This window comes from Pannonibacter sp. I15F10I1, assembly GCF_900185665.1.
Taxonomy (GTDB): domain Bacteria; phylum Pseudomonadota; class Alphaproteobacteria; order Rhizobiales; family Stappiaceae; genus Pannonibacter; species Pannonibacter indicus.
This window is the reverse complement of sequence record NZ_FYAN01000019.1, coordinates 25856-49624: the sequence shown is the minus strand read 5'-3', so window position 1 is coordinate 49624 and position 23769 is coordinate 25856. Positions and strand designations below refer to the sequence as shown.

Below are 23769 nucleotides of genomic sequence, written 5' to 3'. Positions count from 1 at the left end.
ATGCATCCTCTCGCCATCCTCGCCCTTGCCGGAACCGCCGGTCTCCTTCTTGCTCGCGTCATGCGCCGTGAGATGGCCAAGGTGGACCAGCGCCTGTCGAAGGTTCGTCCCGCGCCGGGCACGCCCATTCCGGTGACGCTGAAGCTCGACCCCAGCACCGGTCGTTACCGGCCGCAAGACTGATCGGGCCGTTACCAGCCGCAGGACTGATCGGGCCGTTACCGGCCGCAGGACTGATCCTCCGGCGGCTGTCAGCATTCATTCCGGACTGTCAGCCAGGCACCAGTTCCTCTCCCCCCTTGAGGGGGAGATGCCCCCGGCAGGGGGCAGAGAGGGGTAACTGACTGTCCGTTTGTGAGAGAGCTCCTGCGTTTCCGAAGCGCAGCTCCCCCCTCTGTCTGCTGGCGCAGACATCTCCCCCTCAAGGGGGGAGAGGGTCGCTGCGGCCATAGGCGGGGCTTTGCCTCCGGCAGACTCGCACCCAAATCACGCGCCTGCGTGCGGGGCGGCTTGACCTTGTCCCGCCTCCGTGGCACCTCTCCGGCCAATCAGGGCGGCGGCCAGCTGCGCCGTGCCCTCTCCGTCTCGAACGACCGGGAAATGCCAGATGCCGAATGAAACCCTTCCGGACCACATGCGCCCTGAAAATTCCTTTCAGGCGCTGATCCTGACCCTGCAGCGCTACTGGGCGGATCAGGGCTGCGTCGTGCTGCAGCCCTATGACATGGAAGTGGGAGCAGGCACGTTCCATCCGGCGACGACGCTGCGCTCGCTTGGGCCGCGCCCGTGGAAGGCAGCCTATGTGCAGCCCTCGCGCCGCCCCTCCGACGGCCGTTATGGCGAGAACCCGAACCGCCTGCAGCACTATTACCAGTTTCAGGTGATCCTGAAGCCTTCGCCGGAGAACCTGCAGGAACTCTATCTCAACAGCCTCTACGCCATCGGCCTCGACCCGTCGGTGCATGACGTGCGTTTCGTGGAGGACGACTGGGAGAGCCCCACCCTCGGCGCCTGGGGCCTTGGCTGGGAATGCTGGTGTGACGGCATGGAAGTGTCGCAGTTCACCTATTTCCAGCAGGTGGCCGGTTTCGAGTGCTCACCCGTCTCCGGGGAACTGACCTACGGGCTGGAGCGCCTGGCCATGTATATTCAGGGCGTCGATAACGTCTATGACCTGAATTACAACGGCCGCGAAGGCGCGGACAAGATCACCTATGGCGATGTGTTCCTGCAGGCCGAGCAGGAGTATTCCCGGCATAATTTCGAGCATGCGGACACAGAGATGCTGTTCCGCCACTTCCGCGATGCGGAAGAAGAATGCCGCCGCCTGCTCGCTGCTGGCGAAGCGGCGAAGGAAGCCGCCGGCGCCGATGTGCATCAGATGGTGCTTCCCGCCTATGACCAGTGCATCAAGGCCAGCCACGCCTTCAATCTGCTGGATGCACGCGGCGTGATTTCGGTGACCGAACGCCAGAGCTACATCCTGCGGGTGCGCGAGCTGGCCAAGGCCTGCGGCGGCGCCTTCCTGCAGACGGCAGCGGGCGGCGTCGGCTATTCGGGCTGAGACCGCCTTTCACCGTCAAAATCCGGCAGACATGACAGAGGGGCATCCGCACAGCGGGTGCCCCTTTTTGCGCCTCATACCAGGGCTTTCGATGTTGATACCAAGGCTTTCGATGCTGACGCATCACGCCTTGAAAATGCTCAAGCGCCGCACGGGCTTGACGCCTTGAAAATGCTCAAGCAGGAGACGAGGCATCCAGGCTCTGCTGGCGGGCAATGTTGGCGCAGAGCAGGGCATAAGCATCTTCCGCGCTGACCGCATGGGAAAACAGGAAACCCTGCCCGTAGTTGCAGCCTTCGTGGCGCAGCTGCGCCCGCTGCTCCTGCAATTCGATCCCCTCGGCAATGGCCTCGATACCAAGGCCCGCCGCAAGCCCCAGAATGGCGCGGACGATGGCGGCGTTCTCGCCCCCCTCTCCCATGCCCGCGATGAAGGACCGGTCGATCTTGATGCGGTCGACACGGAAGTCCCTGAGATACCTGAGACTGGAATGTCCGGTGCCGAAGTCATCCAGCGCAATGCGGATGCCCGCATCCGAAAGCTGGCCGAGGATCTCCCGCGCCGTCTTGGGGTCCTTGATGAGGGCATTCTCCGTGATCTCGATTTCCAGCCGCTCCGGCGGAAAGCCGGTGTTGCCCAGAATGGTCAGGATGCGCAGCGGCAGCATCCGGTCGTGCAGTTGCACCGGCGACAGGTTGAAAGACAGATAGACGTCGTCAGGCCAGCGCAGTGCCGCCTCGCAGGATTTCGTCAGAAGGTGGTCGGTCAGCTCCGGCATCAGGCCGCAGTCTTCCGCGATGGGAATGAAATGCGAAGGAGGCACCTTGCCGAAGTCCCGGTCCGTCCAGCGGGCCAGAGCCTCGAAGCCAGCAATCTTCTCGCTGCGCAGGTTCCAGATCGGCTGGAAGTGGGGGCTGATCTGGTTGCTGGCAATCGCTCCGCGCAACCGCTGCTCCAGCAGCGTGCGGTGCAGGATCGCCGCATCCATTTCCGTCTCGAAGAAGCGGAACGTGGAACGGCCGGACGTCTTGGCTCGGTACAGCGCCACATCGGCCCGGCGCAGCAGCTCGACGATGGAATAGCCATTGTCCGGAAAAACGGCGATGCCGATGCCAGAGCCCACCGTGACCTGCCGGGCGCCGATGAGGAAGGGCTCCTGCACCCGGTTCAGCACCCGCCGCGCGACGCCCGCAGCCGCATCCTTGTTGGCCAGAACCCCGGTGACGATGGCAAACTCATCCCCGCCCAGCCGGGCGACAAGCCCGCCCTCGCCCACGGCCTCGATCAGGCGGCCGGCGAACTCCTTGAGCAGAAGATCGCCGAAGCTGTGGCCATAGACATCGTTGACCGGCTTGAAGCCATCAATGTCCATCATGATGACAGCGCGGAACTCGTCCGGCTCCATCATGTGCACCATGGATGGAAACACCATCTCGATATGACGCCGGTTCGGCAGGCCGGTCAGCGGATCATGCTGGGCCTGCGCCTGCGCCTGCGTCAGCGAGGCCTCTGCTTCTTCCAGGGCATCAGACAGTTCATGTGTCTTGCGGACAGAGCCAACCCAGGCACCGGCAGCAGCGCTGAATAGAAAAGAAAGAACGATTACAGCAGCATATAGCCAGTCACGCCGTTCGGTGACTAAAGCAGAAGATGCAGCCAAAGACATCACAAACAGCGCAACAAACACAATTATTGGTAAGCACAACTTATTTCGAGCAACTAAAAGTATTGCGCCTTCTAATCTCTTTGTTACTGTTATTTTTGCCACGTCCGGGCCAGCTCCAGTCTGCGTTCAATAGATTATCTCTTGAATCCCATTGAGAAAGCATGAAACGAACCTCTTAAATCTGCACACGCTCCCCAAACATGCCCCAACGGAATTTGCGCTGAAGGCGGAAAAGGCGCCATTTCGCGGCGCTGCCGCAAGGTTGGGGGTGACATTTTTGGCCGGGCTTGGTAGGCACACGCGCTGCGGTGTGCGAGTGCTTGCCCGCGCCCTGCCCTGATGTTTTCTATCGAAGGTTCAGACCCATGCCCGATCTCCTGCTTGAACTGTTCAGCGAGGAAATCCCTGCCCGCATGCAGCGCCGTGCTGCCGATGACCTGAAGTCACTGGTCACCAATGCGCTGGTGGAAGCCGGTCTGACCTATGAGGGCGCAAAGGCCTTTGCCACGCCCCGCCGCCTTGCCCTGCATATCGCCGGCCTGCCCGTTGCCTCGAAGGCCACCCGCGAAGAGCGCAAGGGCCCGCGCGTCGGCTCCCCGGCGCAGGCGCTGGAAGGCTTCCTGCGCGGCGCGGGCCTTTCCTCCATCGAGGAAGCCACGATCCAGAGCGACCCGAAGAAGGGCGAGTTCTATATCGCCGTCATCGAGAAGCCGGGCCGCCCGGCGGAACAGATCATCGCGGAGGTGGTGCCCGGCATCATCCGCAACTTCCCCTGGCCCAAATCCATGCGCTGGGGCTCCGGCACCCTGCGCTGGGTGCGCCCGCTGAAGTCCATCGTCGCCACCTTCGGCCCGGAAACGGAAGAGCCGGAAGTGATCGCCTTCGACATCGACGGCATCACCGCGGGCAACACGACGCGCGGCCACCGCTTCCACGGCAACGAGACCTTCACCGTCCGCCGCTTCGACGACTACATGACCAAGCTGGAAAAGCAGAAGGTCATCCTCGATGCCGACCGGCGCAAGGACGTGATCGTGCATGATGCGCGCGATCAGGCCATGGCGCTGGGGCTGGAGCTGGTGGAAGACGAAGGCCTGCTGGAGGAAGTCGCCGGACTGGTGGAATGGCCGGTGGTGCTGACGGGCTCCTTCGACGAGGCGTTCCTGTCGATCCCGGACGAGTGCATCCGCCTGACCATCCGCGCCAATCAGAAGTGCTTCGTGCTTCGCAACCCGGCAACGGGCCGCCTTGCCAACCGCTTCGTGCTGACCTCGAACCTGATTGCGGCCGATGGCGGCAAGACGATCATCGCAGGCAACGAGAAGGTGATCCGCGCCCGCCTGTCCGACGCGCGCTTCTTCTGGGAAACGGACCTCAAGACCCGGCTGGAAGATAACCTGCCGAAGCTGGACAGCATCGTCTTCCACGAGAAGCTCGGCTCGCAGGGCGAGCGCGTGAAGCGCCTTGAGGCACTGGCTGCAGGACTGGCCCCTTCATGCGGTGCTGACGCTGACGAGGCCCGCCGCGCTGCGCGTCTGGCCAAGGCCGACCTCGTCTCCGGCATGGTTGGCGAGTTCCCCGAGCTGCAGGGTCTGATGGGCCGCTACTACGCCACACACCAGGGCGAAAGCGCCGCCGTCGCTACGGCCATCGAGGACCATTACCGGCCGCAGGGCCCGTCCGACCGCGTGCCCACCGATGCGGTGGCCATCGCCGTTGCGCTCGCCGACAAGCTGGATCTTCTCGCCGGCTTCTGGGCCATCGACGAAAAGCCGACCGGCTCCAAAGACCCCTTCGCCCTGCGCCGCGCCGCCCTTGGCGTCATCCGCATCATTCTGGAAAACAAGCTGCGGCTGCGGCTTGGCGGCATCGCCGCGCCGCAGATTGGCGCGCGCGGTGCCGATGCCTCTGCCACCACGGCGGACCTCCTCTCCTTCTTCGCCGACCGTCTCAAGGTCCATCTGAAGGAGGAAGGTGCGCGGCATGATCTGATCGATGCGGTCTTTGCCCTTGGCGGGCAGGATGACCTGCTGATGGTCGTGCGCCGCGTCGAGGCTCTGGGGGCATTCCTTGCCACCGAGGACGGCGCCAACCTGCTGGCGGGTTACAAGCGTGCGGTCAACATCCTCAAGGCCGAGGAAAAGAAGGACGGCGCCGCCGTTTCCGGACGCCCGGTCGCAAGCCACTTCCGCGAAGAGGCCGAGATTGCACTGGCCAGCGCCATCGACACGGCTCGCGCTGCGGTCAGCGAGGCGCTTTCGGGCGAAGACTTCGCCGCCGCGATGGAGGCCCTCGCCGCCCTGCGCGCCCCGGTCGACCGGTTCTTTGCCGACATCCTCGTCAACGCCGATGAAGCGGAGCTGCGCGCCAACCGCCTGAAGCTCCTCGCCGAAATCCGCGACATCGCCGGCCTCGTCGCCGACTTCTCCAAGGTCGCCGGCTGAGTTCAGCCACCTGAAACAGAAAGCCCGCAGCGGAACGCCACCGCTGCGGGCTTTCTTTTGTTTGGAGAACATGAAGCTTCTCCATCGTCTTCCCGGATCGCGCAAGCGCGTCCGGGAAGACGATGGAGAAGGCTTTCAATCAATAGGGCCCGGCGGTTTCCCGCCGGGCCCTGAAACTTTCACACCGGAAGCAGCCTTACCCTTACGGGCGGGCGTCGCGGCGGTCGCTGCGGGACTGGACCTGCGCGGCAATCTGGGCCGGGCCGCCGTTCTGCGGGCGGCGCTGGCCGCCGCTGCCGGGCTTACGGGCCTGACCGCCATGCGGCTTGCCATGACCATTGCCAAAGCCACCCTTGCCGCCTTCACCACGGCCACGGCCGCCTTCGGAACGGGCACCGTAGCCACGGCCCTGTTCACCACGTCCCTGTTCGCGTCCCTGGCCCTGGCCACGGCCCTGCTGGCCGCCGCCGCGTGCCGGGCGCTTGGCAGCACCACGGCCTTCGGCCGGAGCTTCACCGCTGGCGACGGGGATGCGGAGGCCGGTCAGGCGCTCGATGTCACGCAGCAGGCCGATTTCGTCCGGTGCGCAGAAGGCGATGGCATCGCCATCGGCGCCTGCACGGGCGGTACGGCCGATGCGGTGCACGTAGCTTTCCGGCACATCCGGCAGGTCGAGGTTGTAGACGTGGCTGACGCCCGGAATGTCGATACCGCGCGCAGCCACATCGGTGGCCACGAGAATGCGGGTCTCGCCGGACTTCAGTTCCTTGATGGCGCGGTCACGCTGGTTCTGGCTCTTGTTGCCATGGATGGCATTGGCCTTGAAACCGGCAGCTTCCAGACGGCGCACCACCTTGTCCGCGCCATGCTTGGTGCGGGCAAAGACCAGCGACAGATCGTCGGGGCGCTCGGACAGGCAGTTGATCAGCAGGCTGATCTTGTCGCCGTTCGAGACGAAGTGAACGCACTGGGTCACCTTGTCTGCCGTGCGGCCAGCCGGGGCCACTTCCACGCGGACCGGATCGGTCAGGTAGGAGCGGGACAGTTCCTCGATCTGCTTCGGCATGGTGGCCGAGAACAGCAGGGTCTGGCGCTTTTTCGGCACCAGATTGGCGATCTTGCGCAGGGCGTGGATGAAGCCGAGGTCCAGCATCTGGTCGGCTTCGTCCAGCACCAGATATTCCACCTGGTCAAGGCGCAGGGCGTTGCGGTCGATCAGATCGAGCAGACGGCCCGGCGTGGCGACGAGAATATCGCAGCCACGGGACATGCGCTTGATCTGCGGGCCGATGGAAACACCGCCCATGATGGTGGCAACCTGCAGCGGCGTCGACTTGATGAAGCCGATGAGGTTCTGTGCGATCTGGTTCACCAGTTCGCGGGTCGGCGCCAGGATCAGGGCGCGGGTGGCGCGGGCCGGAGCCGGCTTGGGGTTGGCGAGCATGCGCTCGACCAGCGGCAGGCCGAAAGCGGCGGTCTTGCCGGTGCCGGTCTGGGCAAGGCCCATCAGGTCATTGCCGGCGAGAATGAGGGGGATGGCTTCGCGCTGGATCGGGGTCGGCTGGTCGTAGCCGATAGCGGCGATGGCCTTGAGGATCGACTGGGAAAGCCCGAGAGCTTCAAACTGAGTCAAATGAAAACCTTCAACTGTCGCGCCTGCCGCATCAAAGGGCACGCGCACAAGGTAGACCGGCCCGTGATGGACCAGCCTTTCGTGGCGGTTACGGCACGGGCCAAATGGCAATCCGGACCGTCAGAACCCCGCGTGAAATGGGAACCTGGGAAAAGGCATCGCAGCCTCTGGCGCGACGCGGAACGGCTCACGCATCCTGTCTGTCTCCGTCGCGGATCACCTTTCGGGAAGGGCCGGATCTGCCAGACCGCAGGATCTGCGGGCGCCCCGCAACAACATGTGAGGGGCAGGCGCGTGGAGAGGACGCAGGCCGCTCACGCGGCGGCCAAACCGTATCTTGGCGCCTGTATCGGCGCCTGAAGCCTGAAAGTCAAGATAAAACGGTGCCCTGCGGCGCGAGCCCCAGCCGGGCGGCAATGGTGCGGCGTTCATAATCGACATTCCAGTCGATCAGCACACGCCAGACGGCTTCGGCCTGACCGGCTTCCAGTCCGAGGTCTTCCGCCCGCCCGCGCAGGCGCTCGATCATGGTCTCGATCCGCTCCGCATCAAAGGCTTCGTCCGGGTGCTGCTTGATCTGCGCCATCTGGCGCACATAGGTCTGCCGCTCGGCGAAAAGCTTCAGAAGAAGCTGGTCGATCCGGTCGATCTCGGTCCGGATGTCACCCTTGGTGACGCAGTCCTTCGCAGGTTTCATTCCAAAAGGCCCTTTGCCTGTCCAAGCCGGAGAGGATGAACGCCGTTGCGCCTGCCGGTGCTGCTGGCTCCGGCAGGTGGACGGGATGGATGGCTCAGGCTTCCGCCTTCTTCTGCGCCTCGACGCAGGCCAGAGCCGACATGTTGACCACGCCGCGCGAGGTCACCGAGCCGGTGAGGATATGCGCGGGCTTGGCCGTGCCGAGCAGGATCGGGCCGACATGCAGGGCCTCCGTCGCCACCTTCAGCAGGTTCAGCGCGATATTGGCCGCGTCCAGATTCGGGAAGAGCAGCAGGTTCGCTTCGCCCTTCAGGCGGCTGTCCGGCATGACGCGCTGGCGCAGCAGTTCGGACAGGGCCGAATCGCCGTGCATGTCGCCGTCCACTTCCAGCTCCGGGCATTCCTTCCAGAGGATGTCCAGCGCCTTGCGCATCTTGTCGGCAGAGGCCAGTTCGCGCGAGCCGAAGTTGGAGGCCGACAGCAGCGCCACCTTCGGCTCGATGCCGAAGCGGCGGATTTCCTCAGCAGCAAGCCGTGCCATCTCGGCCAGCTCTTCCGCGTCCGGATCCTCGGAGACGAAGGTGTCGGTGAGGAAGATCGCGCCACGGTCGTTGATCAGCAGCGACAGGGCCGAGAGGTCGCGCACACCGGCCTTGAGGCCGATGATCTGGCGAATATCGCGCAGATGGCGGATGAAACGGCCTTCAAGACCGCAGATCACCGCATCGGCTTCCCCGCGCCGCACGGCCAGCGCCGAAATGACGGTGGAGTTGGTCCGCACGATGGTTCGCGCCGCATCATGCGGCACGCCCTTGCGGCCGACGCAGGAGAAATACTCCTCCACATAATCGCGGTAGCGCGGATCGTCCTGCGGGTTGACGAACTCAAAGTCCACACCCGGGCGGATCTTCAGGCCGAAACGCTCGCAGCGGGCCTTCAGCACGTCCGGACGGCCGACGAGGACCGGCACCGCGACCTTGTCCTCGATCAGCACCTGCGCCGCGCGCAGCACGCGCTCGTCCTCACCTTCCGCATAGATGATGCGCTTCGGCTCGCGGGTGGCGGCCTGGATGATCGGCTTCATCACGAGGCCGGAGCGGAAGACGAAGCGGTTCAGCGTGTCGAGATAGGCGTCAAAGTCCTCGATCGGGCGCGTGGCGACACCGGTTTCCATGGCCGCACGGGCGACTGCCGGTGCAATGCGCAGGATCAGGCGCTGATCGAACGGCGACGGGATCAGGTACTTCGGCCCGAAGGTCTCGGTCACGCCGCCATAGGCCCGGGCGGCAACGTCTGACGGCTCTTCCTTGGCAAGATCGGCGATGGCCTTCACCGCTGCATGCTTCATCTCTTCGTTGATCGCCGTCGCGCCCACATCCAGCGCGCCGCGGAAGATGTAGGGGAAGCACAGGACGTTGTTCACCTGGTTCGGGAAGTCCGAACGGCCGGTGCACATCATAACGTCGTCGCGCACGGCCAGCGCGGCTTCCGGCATGATTTCCGGATTGGGGTTGGCGAGCGCCAGGATCAGCGGGTTCGGCGCCATCTTGGCGACCATCTCCGGCTTCAGCACACCGGCGGCAGACAGGCCGAGGAACACGTCGGCACCCTCGATGATCTCGCCCAGCGTGCGCTTGTCCGTCTTCTGGGCGAAGATGCCCTTCCACGGGTCCATCAGGGCTTCGCGGCCTTCATAGACAACGCCCTCGATGTCCGAGACCCAGATGTTCTCGCGCTTGGCGCCGAGGGAGACGATGAGATTGAGGCAGGCGAGCGCGGCGGCACCGGCGCCGGAGGCGACGATCTTCACCTGATCGATCGGCTTGCCGGCCAGTTCCAGCGCATTCTTGACCGCCGCACCGACGATGATCGCCGTGCCGTGCTGGTCGTCGTGGAACACCGGAATGTTCATCCGCTCGCGCAGCTTGGCCTCGATCTGGAAACACTCCGGCGCCTTGATGTCCTCAAGGTTGATGCCGCCGAAGGTCGGCTCCAGAACGGCAACCGCATCGACAAACCGGTCGACGTCGAGTTCGTCCACCTCGATGTCGAAGACGTCGATCCCGGCGAATTTCTTGAACAGAACGGCCTTGCCTTCCATCACCGGCTTGGAGGCGAGCGGGCCGATGTTGCCGAGGCCCAGCACGGCGGTGCCGTTGGAAATCACGGCCACAAGATTGGCGCGGGAGGTGTAGAGCGCGGCCGTGGACGGGTCACGGGCAATTTCAAGGCAGGGAGCGGCAACACCGGGGGAGTAGGCCAGAGCCAGATCGCGCTGGTTACCGAGCGGCTTGGTGGCCTTGATCTCGAGTTTGCCCGGGCGCGGATGCATGTGGAAGAACAGTGCGGATTCTGTGAGATCGCTTCCAGCCGGTTTCTTGTCGCTCATGTCGCCTCTCGTCTCAACAGCGGTCTCAGCCGCCTTTCCCTCAAGGAGGCATGGCCCATCCGCGCGTGCGGTTCAACCTTATTTCGCACCTGCTCCACCGGTTGCAGGCAAAAGCAGCCGCAAAAGCAGGAAGAGAACCAACCCGTTGAGGATATGCCACATGAAATGGGTGCCCAGCGCGAGGCTGTCGCACACCGGCATGTCCAGCATGCGGAAGGTCAGCGAGGCGGCAAAAACCACTCCGGCAGCCGCAAGGCCCTTCGCCAGCCGGGCGCTGGAGCGCAAGGCCAGCGCCGCGACAACGAAGATGGCGGCAAGCGCCGGAACATAACCGGCCGAAGACCCCACCAGCGGCGCAAACAGCCGGCCGGCAAAGGGCGATGCGGCAAAGAAGACAAGCGTGACGCCCACCGCCCAGTACCAGCGCAGCCCCAGGAAGCGGCTCAGCGCCGCGAAGAGATAGACATGGATGAAAAGGGCAATCGGGATGACATCCGCCAGCAGCGACCAGCGGTTGGCGAAGGTGTGGAACAGGAAGGAACCGATGCCTGTTGCCAGTGTGATCAGGATCAGCGCCAGAGCCAGCCAGTCGCCCGGCGCCCGCTTGCGCCACATCAGGAAGGCCACCAGCGCCGCCAGAATGAAGGAGGCATTGGTGATGGCATTGACCGGCTCGGACCAGAAACTGGCGTCCAGCCGCTCGCAGTAATTGTTCAGCGGTTCCGTCCAGTTCATGCCTTCGCCTCCACGCCAGTGCCTCAGGTCAAATGTGACGCCGGACCGACAGTGGCAAGAGTGCCTGCCCTTTTTTACAGGGCAAAGACGGCAGGCAGCGCCCGCCTGCCGTCATATCCGGACCTTACTGGAAAGCCGTCTCCGCAAAGCTGCGCAGCTTGCGCGAATGCAGGCGTTCCGGCGGCATCGATCGCAGCAGTTCCATGGCCCGCATGCCGATTTCCAGATGCTGGGCCACCTGCCGCTTGTAGAAATCGGTCGCCATGCCCGGCAGCTTCAACTCGCCGTGAAGCGGCTTGTCGGAGACGCAGAGCAGCGTGCCGTAAGGCACACGGAAGCGGAAACCGTTGGCGGCGATGGTGGCCGATTCCATGTCCAGCGCGATGGCGCGTGACTGGGAGAAGCGCTGCACGAGGCCGCGCTGGTCCCACAATTCCCAGTTCCGGTTGTCGATGGAGGCCACCGTGCCGGTGCGCATCACCTTCTTCAACTCATAGCCGGAGAAACCGGTGATCTCGGCAACGGCGCTTTCCAGCGCCACCTGCACCTCGGCCAGAGGCGGGATCGGCACCCACAGCGGCAGGTCCTGATCCAGCACATGGTCATCGCGCACATAGCCGTGCGCGAGCACATAGTCGCCCAGCGTCTGGCTGTTGCGCAGGCCCGCACAGTGGCCCAGCATCAGCCAGGCATGGGGCCGCAGCACGGCGATATGGTCGGTGATGGTCTTGGCGTTGGAAGGGCCGACGCCGATGTTGACCATGGTGATGCCGGAACTGTCGGCCCGCTTCAGGTGATAGGCCGGCATCTGCGGCAGCTTGGCCGGCGCCGTGCCGGACGACGGGGTTTTCTGCCCCGCCAGCGTCAGCAGGTTGCCGGGCTCGACGAAGGCAGTGTAACCGCTTTCCGGATCGGCAATGGCTGCTTCCGCCATGCGGCAGAACTCGTCGATGTAGAACTGGTAGTTCGTAAAAAGCACGTAGTTCTGGAAATGCTCTGCCGCCGTCGCGGTGTAGTGCTGCAGGCGGTGCAGGGAATAGTCGATGCGCGGACCGGTGAAAGGCGCCAGCGGCATGATGCCGTCCACCGGCTCATAGGTGCCGTTGGCGATGGCGTCGTCCATCAGTGTCAGGTCCGGCAGGTCGAACATGTCCGCCAGCGGCCGCTCTCCGGCCAGATCCCCTGCCCCTTCCACATGGGTGCCATCATAGAAGGCGAAGTGCAGCGGAATTGGCGTCGTGCTGTCCCCCACCAGCACCGGCACCCCGTGATTGCGGATCAGCAGGGCAATCTGCTGCGTCAGATACTGCTGGAACAGATCCGGCCGGGTGATCGTGGTGCCATGGATGCCGGGGCCGGAGACAAACCCGAACGGCAGGCGGCTGTCGAGGCGCGAATGGCTCTCCGTGATCAGACGGATCTGCGGATAATAGGCCCTCACCCGGCCCTCGGGCGCCGTCCCTGCCACGAGATCGCGGAAAGCGTCCCGGATGAAGGCGGTGTTGCGCTCGAACAGCTCCATCAGCCGGGCGACGGCGGCGGCCGCATCGGTGAAGGGTTCCAGCGGCGCAGCGGGCGCCAGTACGAACGGGCGGGGATCCGTGAGGGGATTTCGGTAGGGCCGGTTTTTCAAATGCGTTCTCCTTATTGTTCTTAACCGGACAGGCTCTAACAGAGGCCCGCTTTCGTCAAGCCAAAGACGTCATTTTTTGAAATATTTTTCATCGCGCGAATGATTTTGCAGTTTGATGGGATCGCATTGCAGGGGCATGACAGAGCCAGCATGGTGAATCCGCCCGGACACATCAGGGCCCCGGCTCCGCTTTCTTTCCGCCTCCGCTGCCCGGGATCATGGTTAATGCGGACAGGCCCTTCCCGGCCCTGCCGGCCGGAAAAGCACGCTATTTCCGCCAGTTTTTCCAAGGCCAAAAGTTAACCTGCCGCACGGGTTTCACAAACCTAAAGAAAGCATTGAAATCAAAAAGAAAAATTAGAGCGCGCCTTAACCCGCGATTTACCAGATCCGGTAACCATGAGCCTCGAAATTGCGTGAGGTGCTGCGTCGCAATGAAAGTTCTGCGTACTGGGGTGTCCTCTGTGACACCCCTTGAAACCCAAGACAATGCCGCCACTCCGGCCTGGCTGAACACGATCCTGAAGGGCGACTGCGTTGCCGCCCTCAGCAAGCTGCCCTCGAAGTCGGTGGATCTGGTGTTTGCCGATCCGCCCTACAATCTTCAGCTCGGCGGCGATCTTCACCGTCCCGATCAGTCGAAGGTGGATGCCTGCGACGATCACTGGGACCAGTTCGAGAGCTTCGAGGCCTATGATGCCTTCACCCGCGCATGGCTGCTGGCCGTGCACCGTGTGATGAAGGACGATGCCTCGCTCTATGTCATCGGCTCCTATCACAACATCTTCCGCGTCGGCGCGATCCTGCAGGATCTGGGCTTCTGGATCCAGAACGACATCGTCTGGATCAAGTCCAACCCGATGCCGAATTTCCGTGGCAAGCGCTTCACCAACGCCCATGAGACGATCATCTGGGCGTCGAAGTCGAAGGCCTCCAAGCCGGTGTTCAACTACGATGCGCTGAAGACCTTCAACGAAGATCTGCAGATGCGCTCCGACTGGCACCTGCCGCTGTGCACGGGTGCGGAACGGCTGAAGGATGAGGACGGGCAGAAGGTTCATCCAACCCAGAAGCCGGAGTCCCTGCTCTACCGGGTGCTGACGGCCTCGTCCCGTCCGGGCGATGTGGTGCTCGATCCCTTCTTCGGCACCGGCACCACCGGCGCCGTCGCCAAGCGCCTTGGCCGCAACTACATCGGCATCGAGCGCGAGCAGAGCTACATCGATGCGGCCACTGCCCGCATCAATGCCATCGTGCCGGCCGAGGGCGTGTCCCTCGACATGCAGAAGGGCAAGCGCGCCGAACCGCGCATTCCCTTCGGCTCGCTGCTGGAAGCTGGCCTGCTGGAACCGGGCACCGAACTCATCTGCCCGAAGGGCAAGCATCTGGCCATTGTGCGCGCTGACGGTTCGCTGGTCAGCGGCCAGCACTCCGGCTCCATCCACAAGGTGGGTGCGCTCGTTCAGGGCGCGGAAAGCTGCAATGGCTGGACCTTCTGGCACCTGAAGGACCGGGGCAGCTTCAACCCGGTGGATGACCTGCGCAAGGAACTCAGATCCCGCCTCTTCGCCTGATCCATAGGCGAAAGGCCGGACATTCGCGTCCCCGCGAATTCCCGGAACACCCCCGGCTCCCCGAGGCCGGGGGTGTTTTTTTGTGCGCCAGCCCGGCGCAGGGGGATTGACTCGCTCCTTATATATCCATAATTCTGGATATATGGATGAACTAGAAACCATCGCTGCCCTTGCAGCCCTTGCTCAGGCGACCCGCCTTCAGGCCTTCCGCGCACTCGTGCAGGCAGAACCCGATGGCATTGCCGCCGGTGACCTCGCCCAGCGCCTCGGCGTGCCACAGAACACGCTTTCCGCGCATCTGACGGTTCTTTCGCAAGCAGGACTTGTCACAGGACTGCGGCAAGGACGCTCTATCGTCTATCACGCGAATCCCGAGCAGCTCAGGCAGATGATGCTCTACCTCCTGAAAGATTGCTGCGGCGGCAAGGCCAGCCTGTGCGAGCCGCTGATCGCCGAACTGACCAGAAGCTACACGGATACCTGTTCTCCGGCCTGTGCCCCATTGCCTGACAGCCGGATGCCATAAGGAGCCCGCCATGACCGAGAAGACCTACAATGTGCTGTTCCTCTGCACCGGCAATTCCGCCCGCTCCATCCTCGCCGAAGGCATCCTGAACGCGACAGGCGGCGGCCGGTTCCGCGCCTATTCTGCGGGCAGCCAGCCGAAGGGCGCGGTCCATCCGCTTGCCCTCAAGACGCTGGATGCCCTTGGTTATCCGGCAGAAGGGTTCCGCTCCAAGAGCTGGGACGAATTCGCCGTGCCCGGCGCACCGCAGTTCGATTTCGTCTTCACGGTCTGCGACAACGCCGCTGGCGAAGCCTGCCCCGTGTGGCCGGGTCAGCCGATGACAGCCCATTGGGGCATCGAGGATCCTGCCGCCTTTGAAGGCGCAGCGTTCGAGAAGGAGCAGGCTTTCAGCCAGGCCGCCCGCTATCTCAAGAACCGCATCAGCGCCTTCCTCAATCTGCCGCTGGCCTCCATCGACGCCATGGCCCTGAAGAAGAAGCTTACCGACATCGGTACCCTTGAAGGTGCCACCACCCTTGCTGAAAAGGTGAAGTGATCCATGTCCCTGTTTGAACGCTACCTGACGCTGTGGGTGGGGCTGGCGATCATCGCCGGCATCGCCCTCGGCCACCTGCTGCCGCAGGTGTTCGAGGTGATCGGCACGCTGGAAATCGCCAAGGTCAACCTGCCCGTCGCCGTGCTGATCTGGCTGATGATCATCCCCATGCTGATGAAGATCGACTTTGCCGCCATCCGGCAGGTCGGCCAGCACTGGCGCGGCATGAGCATCACGCTGTTCTCGAACTGGGCGGTGAAGCCCTTCTCCATGGCGGTGCTCGGCTGGATCTTCATCGGCTGGCTGTTTGCCCCGCTGCTGCCGCAGGACCAGATCGACAGCTACATCGCCGGGCTGATCCTCCTGGGGGCCGCGCCATGCACGGCCATGGTCTTCGTCTGGTCGAACCTGACCCGGGGCGATGCGCCTTTCACCCTGACGCAGGTTGCCCTCAACGACGCTGTGATGGTGCTGGCTTTCGCCCCTATCGTCGCGCTGCTGCTGGGCGTCTCCTCCATCATCGTGCCCTGGGATACGCTGCTGATCTCGGTTGCCCTGTTCATCGTCGTGCCGGTGATTGCCGCGCAGATGCTGCGCAAGGTGCTGGGCACAGGTGATGGCCGGGCGCTGGCGCGCTTTCAGGAGCAGATCCAGCCGCTGTCCATCGGCGCCCTGCTGCTGACCGTCGTGCTGCTCTTCGCCTTCCAGGGCAGCCAGATCCTTGCCCAGCCGCTGGTGATCGCCCTGCTGGCCGTGCCGATCCTGCTGCAGACCGTGTTCATCTTCGGCTTTGCCTATATCCTCAACCGGGTGACCGGTGAGGCCCATTGCATCGCAGGCCCTTCCGCCCTGATCGGCGCGTCGAACTTCTTCGAGCTGGCGGTCGCCACCGCCATCAGCCTCTTCGGCTTCAATTCCGGCGCAGCGCTCGCCACCGTTGTCGGCGTGCTCATCGAGGTGCCGGTGATGCTGGCGCTCGTTGCCGTCGTCAACCGCAGCAAGGGCTGGTACGAGGCCTCCCGCGCCGTTTCTGCCCGCAGCATCACAGAAGGACAGGCCTGAACCATGGATGCCACGATCTATCACAACCCCGCCTGCGGCACCTCGCGCAACACGCTGGAGATGATCCGCAACGCCGGGATCGAGCCCACGGTCATCGAATATCTGAAGACCCCGCCCGCCCGCGAGGACCTGGCCGCGATGATCGCCGCCGCAGGTCTCACCGTGCGCGGTGCCCTGCGCGAGAAGGGCACGCCCTTCGAGGAGATGGGCCTTGGCAATCCGGATCTCGATGATGCGGCACTGCTCGACGCGATGATGCGCGAGCCCATCCTCATCAACCGCCCCTTCGTCATCACCCCGCTCGGCACCCGCCTCTGCCGCCCCTCGGAAGTGGTGCTGGAGATCCTTCCGGACACCCACAAGGGCGCCTTCACCAAGGAAGACGGCGAAAAGGTTCTGGACGCGGACGGCAAGCGGATCAGCTGAGCGCGCTCCTGCAAGCAGCTTTCAAGGCCCGGAGAACCCACTCCGGGCCTTTTTCACATGAATGAGCATCAGGCGTCCTTGCACGTGTGGGCATGTCCTGCCCGGAACGGTGACCCAGATGGACTTGATGCTGGCCGCTTTGGCCTACCGCTTTTTCAGGCAGAACCGCCAGCAGACACAGCCTCTTTCTCCCGAGGAAGCGGCTGCGGCCATGCTGGCCTCGCTTCTGCCGGCCCTTCCCCAGGACAGCTTGCCACCTTCCCCAAGCCTTCCTGCCGAAAGGACCACTGACATGCCTGCAAATCCCACGCCGATCCGGCCCGTCGTTCCGGCCAACTTCCTGCTTGGCACCCTGCGCCTTGCCAACAATGCCGGTCAGTACAGCATCGAAGACGGCCAGTTTCCGAGCCTCTACTTCATCGACAATGTCGTGAACTTCATCCGTTACCGCCCCTTGCACCGGGACGGCTTTCTTATCTCCGAGAAGGCGGGCCGCGAAGTCTACATGTATGCAGGCCAGTGGAACGATGCCCTGACGATTCAGGCGAACCTTGCCGCCAACACGATCTACTCGGTCCAGCTTGGCAACAACAAGACAACGATCAATGCCAACCTGCTGGCTTCGCAAGCAAATCAGATGAGCACCCAGCAGCTCAACACATTCAACGCGGCCAACAATCCGATACAGGCGGGACAGAACACGGTCTATATCAACGCAGGTCCCTTGCAGGGTTTGTTCTTCGGTGGCAGCGCAACCGCGACAAATAATAAGTATCAGCCCCTCAACATGCTGGATCTGGATCTGGCAAACATCAACACCACCACTGGCGCTCACTGGGGGCATTCGGTTGCCATGCCCCAGTCAATCACAAGCTTCTATGAGAGCCGTTTCCCCGGGCTGATGACCGCCCTGCTGCAAGCAGGCCAGAGCAAGCAGGAACTGACCATTCCCCTGCCCTCCACCGGCCGCAGCCTGTCGATCCCGATCCGCAGCAATGTGCAGTATTTCCCGCGCACTATGTTCGATTCCAGCGCGGAGCAGCAATCCTTCCTGATGACAATGATCCGCAGCTTCTCCTGACGGATTGGCAGGCGGCGGGCTGTTGCCCGCCGCCTCGCCGCCAATGCCAAGGCGCTGAGATGCTGACGCATCACGCCTTGAAACGGCTCAAGCGCCGCACGGGCTTGACCAACTCCCGATGAGTCAAGCTTATCGGGAGTGGGTATATCCTCACCCAAACGCCACCAGCGCCTTGCGGCGTTTGCCGGCGGCGAGGGTGAGGCGGTCGTTGGCGCCCAGATCTCCGCTGGAAATGCGGCGGCGCGGATCGTCGGCGACATTGCCGTTGAGGCGCACGCCGCCGCCCTCAACCAGACGCCGGGCGTCGCTGTTGGAGGCGGCAAAGCCGGTGGCGACCAGCAGCTCCAGCAAGCCCAGATCCTGCGCCAGCATGGCGAGCGGCAGGGTATGGGTCGGCTCGGCGCTCATCTCGTCACCGGAGAACAGCGCATCGCCCTGCTCCAGCGCATGGCGGGCGGCATCGGCACCGTGGACGATGCCGGTGACGTGGGTGGCCAGCAGCTTCTTCACCTCGTTGAGTTCGGCGCCTTGCAGATCGGACAGGCGCTCCACCTCGCTCAGGGGCAGCTCGGTGAAAAGCCGCAGGAAGCGCGGCACGTCCGCATCTGCCGTGTTGCGCCAGAACTGCCAGAAGCCGAAGGGCGACAGATGCTCCGGATGCAGCCACACGGCACCGGCCGCCGTCTTGCCCATCTTGGCCCCGCTCGCCGTGGTCACCAGCGGCACGGTCAACCCATGCAGCTTGCGCCCGTCGCGGCGGCCAAGCTCGACGCCGTTGATGATGTTGCCCCACTGGTCCGAGCCGCCGACCTGAAGGCTGCAGCCATGGCGGCGGGAGAGCTCCAGGAAATCCACCGCCTGCAGCATCATGTAGCAGAATTCCAGCACGGTCAGCGGCATCTGCGCCTCAAGCCGGGACTTGACGCTGTCGAAGGTCATCATGCGGTTGACGGTGAAATGGCTGCCGTAATCGCGCAGGAATTCGAGGAACTTCACTTCCGTCAGCCAGTCGGCATTGTCCACCAGCAGGGCGCCCTCTGCGCCGGAGAAGTCGATCAGCGTCTCCACCGAGCGGCGGATACCGGCGATGTTGGCGGCAATCTGCTGCTTTTCGAGGATAGGACGCGCCTCGTTGCGGAAGCTGGGATCACCCACCTGGCTGGTGCCGCCGCCCAGAACGATGATGGGCCGGTGGCCGAGTTTCTGCAGCCAGCGCATGGTCATCAGCGGCATCAGGTGGCCGACATGCAGGCTCGCGGCCGTGGCATCAAAACCGGCATAGACCGTGACAGGCCCTTCCGCGAGGCGCGCATCCAGCGCCTCCAGTTCCGTGGTCTGGTTGACGAGCCCGCGCTCGAACAGCACCTGCAGAGCTTCGGATTTGAGCGGGCTGGCCGGTTTTCCGGCCTCGATCATATGCTGGGTCACTTGCGGCTTCCTTCGGGAGTTTGCCCCTGTCAGGAGAGCCTTTGAAAACCAAAAAGCCGCCTGACGCGGCGGCTTTTTCGGGTTTGATCAAATGAGCAAGATCCTACGCAGCCGCCGGTATGGAGGTGACGTAATAAAAATACACAAAGGTGGCGGCGGTCTTGATCATGGCAGGATAGATGCCCCGGAACCATCCCGTCTGTCAAGCGGCCATGAAAAGCAGAATTCCGGCGGCCCCGGCATGGAGCCTTCTCCCGTTGAGCCTCACCGCGCCGGCCCACGCCGCAGGCCTTAAAATTATAATTTTAAATCAATGATATAAGTACTTTCCAAAAGCGGAATGAATGGGAGCTTGCGGAATTAGGACATTTGACCTAATGATTATTAGGTCAAATGTCCTAATTCGTGAATGTGATGAGCTCCAGATCCACCAGAGAAATCATAACGGCCGTAGCCGACCAGCTTTTCTATGAGCGCGGCTTTGAGGCGGCCTCCTTTGCCAGCATCGCGTCTGAGGTGAAGATCTCGCGCGGGAACTTCTATTACCATTTCAAGACGAAGAACGAGATCCTGGAAGCCGTCATCGCCAAGCGGATCGCAGACCGGGAGGCCTTGCTGCAAGGCTGGGCGGAGGCCTTCCCGCCAGAGGACAGGATCCGCTGCTTCATCGGGATACTGATCACCAACCAGAGCAAGATCATGGCCTTCGGCTGTCCGGTCGGAACCCTGTCTGCAGAACTGGCGAAGCTGAACCATCCGGCACTCGATCAGGCCAATGAGCTGTTCACGGTCTTCCGCACCTGGCTCAGGCAGCAATTCGAGGCTCTTGGTTTTGCAGGTCAGTCAGACGCCCTGGCCATGCATCTTCTCATGCGCAGTCAGGGCGTGGCCGCGCTCGCCAACGCCTATAAGGATGCCGAATTCGTCCGGCGGGAAGCGGAAGCCATGTCGCTCTGGCTTGATCAGCAGATCGCGGCGCTGCCGCCAGCAACCTCCCCCCTTTCCCCCCTTGAGCAGCAGAAAGAGGACTGAAAGATGTATGCCGTGTTTCTTGCATTCGGCCCCAACCGGAGCGCCGCACCGGCCCACATGGCCGCCCACAATGACTGGATACGCAAGGGTTTCGAGGATGGGGTCTTTCTGATGACCGGCAGCCTTGTTCCTGGAAAAGGCGGAATGGTTCTCGCGCATCAGATCAGCCGGACAGATCTGGAGGCACGTGTCGCCGGAGATCCCTTTGTCCGGGAGAAGATTGTCAGCGCCGAGATTCACGAGATCCAGCCTTCGCGGCTGGATGAAAGGCTTGCGTTCCTGCAGGCCTGAATACCGCCCGGAGCCTTCCGGCTCCGGGGGCTTTGCGTTTCCGCTCACTCCGCCGCAGCCGGAGTGACGCTGGCCGGAGCCTTCCGGCTCCGGGGGCTTTGCGTTTCCGCTTACTCCGCCGCAGCCGGGGTGACGCTGGCAGGGGCCGGTTCGCTCCAGGTGAGAACCGGGCTGCGGGCAGCGCGGGTTTCATCAAGGCGGCGGCGCGGGGCAAGATACGGCGCGCCGGTGAAGCGCTCCGTCTCACCGCGCTTGGCGGACATCACGAGATCCCGCAGCGTGGCGACGAACAGGTCGAGCGAAGCCCGGCTTTCGGACTCGGTCGGCTCGATCAGCATTGCCCCATGGACAACCAGCGGGAAATACATGGTCATCGGGTGATAGCCCTCGTCGATCATCGCCTTGGCGAAGTCGAGAGTGGTGACGCCCGTGTCCTTGAGGAAGCTGTCATCGAACAGCACCTCGTGCATGCAGGGGCGCTCGCCGAAGGGCAGGCTCATCAGGTCCTGCAGGCCAACGCGCACATAGTTCGCGTTCAGCACCGCATCTTCGGACGCCAGACGCAGCCCGTCCGAGCCGTGGCTCAGCATGTAGGTCAGCGCCCGGACGAACATGCCCATCTGGCCGTGGAAGGCCGTCATGCGGCCAAACGGCTTCTCGCCATCCTTGAGGCCGGCTTCCGTTTCCACCAGTTCCAGCCCGCCTTCCGACTTGCGGACGAAGGGCAGCGGCGCGAACGGGGCAAGACGGCTCGACAGAACCACCGGGCCGGAGCCAGGTCCGCCGCCGCCATGCGGGGTGGAGAAGGTCTTGTGCAGGTTGATGTGCATCGCATCGATGCCCAGATCCCCCGGCCGCGCCTTGCCGACGATGGCGTTGAAGTTGGCGCCGTCGCAGTAGAAATAGGCATTGGCGGCGTGGATGGCGGCGGCAATCTCCATGATGTCCCGCTCGAACAGCCCGCAGGTGTTCGGGTTGGTCAGCATGATGGCGGCGATGTTGCCGTCATTCTCCGCAATCGCCTTCTTCACCGTGGCCAGATCAACCGTGCCGTCGTCCTTGGCGTCGATGGCGACGACCTTGAAGCCGAGCAGCGCAGCGGTGGCCGGGTTGGTGCCATGGGCGCTTTCCGGCACCAGCACGATCTTCGGATCACGCCCCGCAGCGATATGCGCGGCCTTGATTGCCATCATGCCGCATTGCTCGCCATGGGCGCCCGCCTTCGGGCTCATGGCCACGGCGGTGGTGCCGGTCAGCTCCATCAGCCAGTCACCCAGCTCGGAGATGAGTTCCACGGCGCCCTTGACGGTCGACAGCGGCTGCAGCGGGTGAATGTCGCCAAAGCCCGGCACGCGCGCCATCTTCTCGTTGAGGCGCGGGTTGTGCTTCATGGTGCAGGAGCCGAGCGGATAAAGCCCGCTGTCGATGGCGTAATTGTTGCGCGACAGGCGCACGTAATGGCGCATCGTCTCCGGCTCGGAGAGGCCCGGCAGGCCGATCTTCGCCGTGCGGGCGTGGGCGCCCAGCTCCGCCTCGAAAGCCTCCGGCTCATCCAGATCAACGCCCGTCACATCGAGGCGGCCGATCTCGAACAGCAGCGGCTCTTCCATGTCGAGCGCACGGTTGCCGGTGAAGGTCTTGGGCCGGAATGCCGCGCCCGCGTCGCCCGCAGCGGTCGGGCGTCCCTGAGTGTTCATGCTCATGCCAGCACCTCCTTGAGCGCGGCTGCGAAGGCAGCGCGGTCTTCATCGGTGTTGATTTCGGTCGAGGCGACAACGAGAAGGTTCGCAAGGTCCTTGTTGCGCGGCTCCAGCCGCGACACCGGTACACCGGCGAGGATGCCCCGTTCGGCGAGCGCCTCGACAACCTGATCGGCCACCTTTGGCAGGGCGATGGTGAACTCGTTGAAATAGGCCTTGTTCAGCACTTCGACGCCCGGCACGGCGGCCAGCAGCTTCTTCAGCTTCACCGCATTGGCGTGATTGATCCGGGCCAGGCGCGTCAGCCCGGCCTCGCCCAGCAGCGTCAGGTGGATGGTGAAGGCCAGCGCGCAGAGGCCGGAGTTGGTGCAGATGTTCGACGTCGCCTTTTCGCGGCGGATGTGCTGCTCGCGGGTGGAGAGCGTCAGCACGAAGCCGCGCTTGCCTTCCGCATCCACGGTCTCGCCGCAAAGCCGTCCCGGCATCTGGCGCATGTACTTCTGCTTGGTGGCGAAGAGGCCAACGTAAGGGCCGCCAAAGGTGAGGCCATTGCCGATGGACTGGCCTTCGCCGACGACGATATCCGCGCCCTGCGTACCGGCCGGCTCGATCAGACCCAGCGAAACCACCTCGGTGAAGACGGCGATCAGCAGCGCCCCATGGGCGTGGGCCTTCTCGGCAATCGGCTTCAGGTCGATGATCTGGCCGTAGAAGGACGGGGACTGCACGACGACACAGGACGTCTCGCCGTCGATGGCCGCCAGAATGTCCTCGGTGCCCATCGGATCGGCGGGCAGCGCTTCCACCTTGTCGCCGGAGAGGTTCGACAGACCTTCCACCACGGCGCGGTACTGCGGATGCAGCCCACCGGAGAGCACCGCCTTGTTGCGGCGGGTGACGCGGTGGGCCATCAGCACGGCTTCGCCGGTGCCGGTGGAGCCGTCATACATGGAGGCGTTAGCCACTTCCATGCCGGTGAGGCGGGCGACCTGCGTCTGGAACTCGAACAGATACTGCAGGGTGCCTTGCGTGATTTCCGGCTGATAGGGCGTGTAGGAGGTGAGGAATTCGGAGCGCTGGATCAGGTGATCCACCGTCGCCGGAACGTGATGGCGGTAAGCGCCTGCACCCACAAAGAAGGGCACGGAACCGGCAGCGACATTTTTGCCGGCCATGCGGTTCAGGTGGCGCTCCACCTCGATCTCGGACTTGCGCCTGGGCAGGTCGACGAGGCCCTTGAGGCGGGCGGCTTCCGGAATATCGGCAAACAGGTCATCAATCGAAGACACGCCGACGCGCGCCAGCATGTCGGCGCGGTCAGTGTCGGAAAGCGGCAGATAACGCATCGGG

20 protein-coding genes are annotated in these 23769 nt (G+C 63.6%); 11 read left to right on the top strand and 9 right to left on the bottom strand.

Annotated features, from left to right (window positions below):
* Together IF10I1_RS12570 and IF10I1_RS12565 are read left to right on the top strand one after the other, a co-directional pair.
* On the top strand, positions 1 to 183 hold the full coding sequence (locus IF10I1_RS12570; protein WP_050471935.1) for a hypothetical protein: 183 nt from the start codon (positions 1 to 3) through the stop codon (positions 181 to 183).
* Positions 184 to 607: 424 nt separating this feature from the next.
* Positions 608 to 1564 carry a glycine--tRNA ligase subunit alpha gene (locus IF10I1_RS12565; RefSeq protein WP_058897792.1) on the top strand — a complete coding sequence of 319 codons (957 nt, stop codon included), beginning with the start codon at positions 608 to 610 and terminating at the stop codon, positions 1562 to 1564.
* Positions 1565 to 1739: 175 nt separating this feature from the next.
* On the opposite strand, the gene IF10I1_RS12560 is transcribed toward IF10I1_RS12565, so the two are convergent.
* A complete protein-coding gene (locus tag IF10I1_RS12560) occupies positions 1740 to 3230 on the bottom strand; it encodes a bifunctional diguanylate cyclase/phosphodiesterase (RefSeq protein ID WP_208977650.1) in 1491 nt (496 codons plus the stop codon).
* A 365-nt stretch (positions 3231 to 3595) separates the two neighbouring features.
* Here IF10I1_RS12560 and glyS point away from each other — a divergent pair, with 365 nt between their 5' ends.
* Positions 3596 to 5674, top strand: a complete 2079-nt coding sequence (glyS, locus tag IF10I1_RS12555; RefSeq protein ID WP_186393089.1) for a glycine--tRNA ligase subunit beta — start codon at positions 3596 to 3598, stop codon at positions 5672 to 5674.
* Between the two features lie 202 nt (positions 5675 to 5876).
* On the opposite strand, the gene IF10I1_RS12550 is transcribed toward glyS, so the two are convergent.
* From IF10I1_RS12550 to IF10I1_RS12530, 5 genes are all read right to left on the bottom strand, one after another.
* On the bottom strand, positions 5877 to 7307 hold the full coding sequence (locus tag IF10I1_RS12550; protein WP_123195596.1) for a DEAD/DEAH box helicase: 1431 nt from the start codon (positions 7305 to 7307) through the stop codon (positions 5877 to 5879).
* A gap of 370 nt (positions 7308 to 7677) precedes the next feature.
* Positions 7678 to 8004, bottom strand: a complete 327-nt coding sequence (locus IF10I1_RS12545) for a chorismate mutase (protein WP_122519442.1) — start codon at positions 8002 to 8004, stop codon at positions 7678 to 7680.
* 94 nt (positions 8005 to 8098) lie between these two features.
* Positions 8099 to 10393 (bottom strand): NADP-dependent malic enzyme, encoded by a 2295-nt coding sequence (locus IF10I1_RS12540; RefSeq protein WP_058897795.1) that lies wholly within the window; start codon positions 10391 to 10393, stop codon positions 8099 to 8101.
* A 78-nt stretch (positions 10394 to 10471) separates the two neighbouring features.
* Entirely contained in the window at positions 10472 to 11128 is a 657-nt protein-coding gene (locus IF10I1_RS12535) for a ceramidase domain-containing protein (protein ID WP_186393088.1), read from the bottom strand.
* A gap of 124 nt (positions 11129 to 11252) precedes the next feature.
* Entirely contained in the window at positions 11253 to 12761 is a 1509-nt protein-coding gene (locus IF10I1_RS12530; protein WP_371328547.1) for an AMP nucleosidase, read from the bottom strand.
* Between the two features lie 434 nt (positions 12762 to 13195).
* On the opposite strand from IF10I1_RS12530, the gene IF10I1_RS12525 reads away from it, so the two are divergent.
* The 6 genes from IF10I1_RS12525 to IF10I1_RS12500 all read left to right on the top strand — a co-directional run bounded on the left by IF10I1_RS12525 (position 13196) and on the right by IF10I1_RS12500 (position 17968).
* Positions 13196 to 14335 (top strand): site-specific DNA-methyltransferase, encoded by a 1140-nt coding sequence (locus tag IF10I1_RS12525; RefSeq protein ID WP_050471942.1) that lies wholly within the window; start codon positions 13196 to 13198, stop codon positions 14333 to 14335.
* Positions 14336 to 14477: 142 nt separating this feature from the next.
* Positions 14478 to 14861: a helix-turn-helix transcriptional regulator gene (locus tag IF10I1_RS12520; protein WP_186393087.1), complete on the top strand. Its 384-nt coding sequence runs from the start codon at positions 14478 to 14480 to the stop codon at positions 14859 to 14861.
* A gap of 10 nt (positions 14862 to 14871) precedes the next feature.
* On the top strand, positions 14872 to 15399 hold the full coding sequence (locus IF10I1_RS12515; RefSeq protein ID WP_186393086.1) for an arsenate reductase ArsC: 528 nt from the start codon (positions 14872 to 14874) through the stop codon (positions 15397 to 15399).
* Positions 15400 to 15402: 3 nt separating this feature from the next.
* The gene (gene arsB, locus IF10I1_RS12510) at positions 15403 to 16461 is read left to right on the top strand and encodes an ACR3 family arsenite efflux transporter (protein WP_186393085.1); all 1059 of its coding nucleotides are present in this window, start codon (positions 15403 to 15405) and stop codon (positions 16459 to 16461) included.
* A gap of 3 nt (positions 16462 to 16464) precedes the next feature.
* Positions 16465 to 16887 carry an arsenate reductase (glutaredoxin) gene (gene arsC / locus IF10I1_RS12505; protein WP_050471946.1) on the top strand — a complete coding sequence of 141 codons (423 nt, stop codon included), beginning with the start codon at positions 16465 to 16467 and terminating at the stop codon, positions 16885 to 16887.
* 292 nt (positions 16888 to 17179) lie between these two features.
* On the top strand, positions 17180 to 17968 hold the full coding sequence (locus IF10I1_RS12500) for a hypothetical protein (protein ID WP_186393084.1): 789 nt from the start codon (positions 17180 to 17182) through the stop codon (positions 17966 to 17968).
* A 150-nt stretch (positions 17969 to 18118) separates the two neighbouring features.
* Here the strand turns inward: IF10I1_RS12500 and tyrS are convergent, their stop codons facing one another.
* Positions 18119 to 19384, bottom strand: a complete 1266-nt coding sequence (gene tyrS, locus IF10I1_RS12495; RefSeq protein ID WP_050471948.1) for a tyrosine--tRNA ligase — start codon at positions 19382 to 19384, stop codon at positions 18119 to 18121.
* 426 nt (positions 19385 to 19810) lie between these two features.
* Here tyrS and IF10I1_RS12490 point away from each other — a divergent pair, with 426 nt between their 5' ends.
* Both IF10I1_RS12490 and IF10I1_RS12485 read left to right on the top strand, forming a co-directional pair.
* Complete coding sequence (locus IF10I1_RS12490; protein ID WP_186393083.1) at positions 19811 to 20428, top strand: TetR/AcrR family transcriptional regulator; 618 nt, start codon at positions 19811 to 19813, stop codon at positions 20426 to 20428.
* A 3-nt stretch (positions 20429 to 20431) separates the two neighbouring features.
* Entirely contained in the window at positions 20432 to 20719 is a 288-nt protein-coding gene (locus IF10I1_RS12485; protein ID WP_050471950.1) for a YciI family protein, read from the top strand.
* A gap of 110 nt (positions 20720 to 20829) precedes the next feature.
* Here the strand turns inward: IF10I1_RS12485 and gcvPB are convergent, their stop codons facing one another.
* Positions 20830 to 22422, bottom strand: coding sequence for an aminomethyl-transferring glycine dehydrogenase subunit GcvPB (gcvPB, locus tag IF10I1_RS12480; protein ID WP_186393082.1), 1593 nt, complete (start codon positions 22420 to 22422; stop codon positions 20830 to 20832).
* Positions 22419 to 23765 (bottom strand): aminomethyl-transferring glycine dehydrogenase subunit GcvPA, encoded by a 1347-nt coding sequence (gcvPA, locus tag IF10I1_RS12475; RefSeq protein WP_186393081.1) that lies wholly within the window; start codon positions 23763 to 23765, stop codon positions 22419 to 22421. Before gcvPA ends, gcvPB begins: the two co-directional genes overlap by 4 nt.
* Between the last annotated feature and the right edge of the window lie 4 nt (positions 23766 to 23769).